Below are 2,792 nucleotides of genomic sequence, written 5' to 3' on the forward strand. Positions count from 1 at the left end.
CCAGCACGTCGCCGTAGGATTTCCGCAGGTCCGAGAGGTCGATTCCGGCCTGTTCCGTCTCTATCTCGGCGGCGGTGTCAGGTGCCGACTCGTTGTCGGCTTGGGTGAGTTCGGAGGACACGAATCAGCCCTCCACCGACCCGAAGGTCAGTCCCTCGACCATGTACTTCTCCAGGTAAACGAACATGATGATGATGGGAATGCTGGTCAACAGCGATGCGGCCATGATCTGTCCCCACACTTGGTGGAACCCGGACGAGAGCGCGTCCAGACCGATTGGAAGCGTGAAGTTCGTGCGGGTGCTGAGGAAGATGCTGGCGAAGAGGTACTCGTTCCACGCGATCATGTACGTGTAGATGAACACGGCCACGATGGCGGGTGCCGAGAGCGGGAGCGTGATGCGGAAGATGACTTCCAGCCGCGAGTAGCCGTCCATCATCGCCGCCTCCTCTATCTCCGGCGGGACGCTTCGGAAGTAGTTGCCGAGCATGTACAGCGACACGGGCAGCGTCTGGACGAGGTAGGTAATGACCAGACTGCCGAGGTTGTCCACGAGACCGATCCAGACGATGATCTGGAACAGCGGGACGACCAGCAGGATGCCCGAGAACATGTACACGAGCAGGACGCCGCGCGAGAACAGTCCCCGTCCGGGGTAGTTCAGGCGGGCGAAACTGTACGCGCCGAACGTGGCGACCACGACCGACATCCCGGCCGTGATGATCGAGATGATGAGGCTGTTTTTGAAGTACGTCACGAACGGGAACGTCTCCGGACTGAAGACGCTCGCGTAGTGTTTCAGCGTCAGGTCGTGTGGCACGAACGACGGCGGGAGCGAGTAAATCGCGCTCTCCGGCATGAAGCTCGTGACGATCATCCAGTAGAACGGGAGGAGCGAGACGACCATCGTCAGCGCTATCGCGCCGTAGAACACGACCTTCTCCCAGAGGCTGGTTTCGATGCGACTTCGTCCGAAGGCGTTGGAAAAGCCGTCGGACACCGTAGCGAGTATCGTTCCTATCATGTTACCACTCCAGAATCCAGCTCACGTACACGAGGACGAACACCATGAGCGAGACGAACAGCACCATGGCAATGGCGGCCGCCTGACCGTGATTGTAGTTCGCGAACGCGGTCTGGTACGCGTACAGCGACAGCGTGTTCACTTTCTTGGTCAACAGCCAGATGTCGGCGAACTTGTTGAAGTTCCAAATCCAGCGAAGCAGGAAGACGGTGGCGAGGACGTATTTGAGCTCCGCCAGCGTGATGTCCTTGAATCGGGCGATACGGCCCGCGCCGTCGATCTTCGCCGCCTCGTACATATCGCTCGGAATCGCTTGCAGACGGGCGATTATCATCAGGAACGCGAACGGGAAGTAGCGCCACGCGTCGAAGGCGATGACCGTCCACAGCGCCGTCTTCGCGTTGTTGAGCAGGTCGATGTCACCGGAGTAGATGCCGAGGGTGTGACTCAGGAAGTACGGAATCATCCCGTACAGCGGGTCGAGCAGCCACTGCCAGACGTACGCCACCGCGATGAGCGGGGCAACGTACGGCAGAAGCATCAGCCCTCGAACGAGTCGTCGGCCGCGGAATTTTCGATTGAACAGGATCGCCACGCCGAGGCCGCCGACGGTGGCGAGCACGTCGCTCCCCAGCGTGAAGATGACCGTCGTTTTCAGTGCCGCCCAGAACTCGCCGCTCGAAAGCAGGGTTCGGTAGTGTTCGAGGCCGACCCACGTCGGCGAGGCATCGGGCGAAAGCGGTACGTTCGTAAAGCTCAGGTAGACGTTGTAGAGAACGGGATACACGATGACCCCGGCGACCAACAGCAACGCTGGCGCGATGAGCAGATAGCCCAGGATCGCCTCCTTCTGCTCGACGGTGTAGTCACCGTCCAACGAGAGCTTCGTACGGTTTGCTAAACTCATAAATGAATTGGGGGACTTGTGTGGTCGATGGTGGACGACTATTCCTCGATCGCGTCCCGCATCTTCTTCGCCTGCTCCTTCGCGACCGTGTCGGCGCTCTCACCGTCGGTCACGCGCGAAATCGCCTCCGCGATGAGGAACTTGTTCGTGATGTTGCCGAGTTCAGGGAAGGCTTTGCCGTCGACGTAGCCGAAGCGTTCGATGTTCTCGAAGGCCGCGGAGACGTCCTCGACCGTCGATCCCCATGCCTTCAGCGTCTCGTCGTCCTTGAACTCCGAACTGCTCGCCGTCTCCTTGAGAACGGGGTTCATCCCGCCGGGGGCCATGTGGAGCCACTCGACGTACTTCTTCGTCATCAGGTACTCGGCCAGGTTCTTGCCGTAGTCCAGTTGCTCCTTCGAAGCCGATTCGAAGAGGTTGAGACCGACGATTTGCCCGAACGAACTCTTGCGCTTGTGCTGGACGTACGGGGCGAATTTGGTGTCCTTCACCATCTTGTCGCCCTTGTCCACGAGGTCGCTCATGATGAACGTCGAGTACTGGATCAGGTGGCTCTGCTCGTTGAGGTACGTGTTGTTCGCCGTCTTCCAGGTGTCCTTGCCCGGCGGCGTGTACTTGGAGAGTTTGCCGTAGAAATCGAGCGCCTCGATCATTTCCTTGCTGTCGAAGACGATCTTACCGTCCTTGTCGAAGACGCGCGCGCCGTTCGAGCGGGCGAAGGGCGTGAAACACTGGCGAGCGAACGCCGTCTTCTTCGTCCCGATAACGATACCGTACTGATTGTTATCGGGGTCGTGAAGCGCTTTGGCCGCCTTCATCAAGCCGTCCCACGTCGTCGGGTCGTCGAGGTTCTTATCCTCG

The 2,792-nt window shown here is 59.5% G+C and carries 3 protein-coding genes; all 3 read right to left on the reverse strand.

Annotated features, from left to right (window positions below; genetic code table 11):
* Positions 1-124: 124 nt before the first annotated feature.
* Positions 125-1,024 (reverse strand): carbohydrate ABC transporter permease, encoded by a 900-nt coding sequence (locus WBV42_RS01190; protein ID WP_253227628.1) that lies wholly within the window; start codon positions 1,022-1,024, stop codon positions 125-127.
* A gap of 1 nt (position 1,025) precedes the next feature.
* Positions 1,026-1,931 carry a carbohydrate ABC transporter permease gene (locus WBV42_RS01195; protein ID WP_066139443.1) on the reverse strand — a complete coding sequence of 302 codons (906 nt, stop codon included), beginning with the start codon at positions 1,929-1,931 and terminating at the stop codon, positions 1,026-1,028.
* Between the two features lie 38 nt (positions 1,932-1,969).
* The coding region (locus WBV42_RS01200) for an ABC transporter substrate-binding protein (RefSeq protein WP_423984420.1) at positions 1,970-2,792 on the reverse strand (823 nt) is incomplete at its 5' end.

This window comes from Haladaptatus sp. (assembly GCF_049589095.1).
GTDB lineage: Archaea > Halobacteriota > Halobacteria > Halobacteriales > Haladaptataceae > Haladaptatus.

Bases quoted from the DNA above. Each gene is read 5' to 3' on its own strand.
- WBV42_RS01190 (WP_253227628.1), bottom strand. From the start codon at position 1,024: ATGATAGGAACGATACTCGCTACGGTGTCCGACGGCTTTTCCAACGCC.
- WBV42_RS01195 (WP_066139443.1), bottom strand. From the start codon at position 1,931: ATGAGTTTAGCAAACCGTACGAAGCTCTCGTTGGACGGTGACTACACC.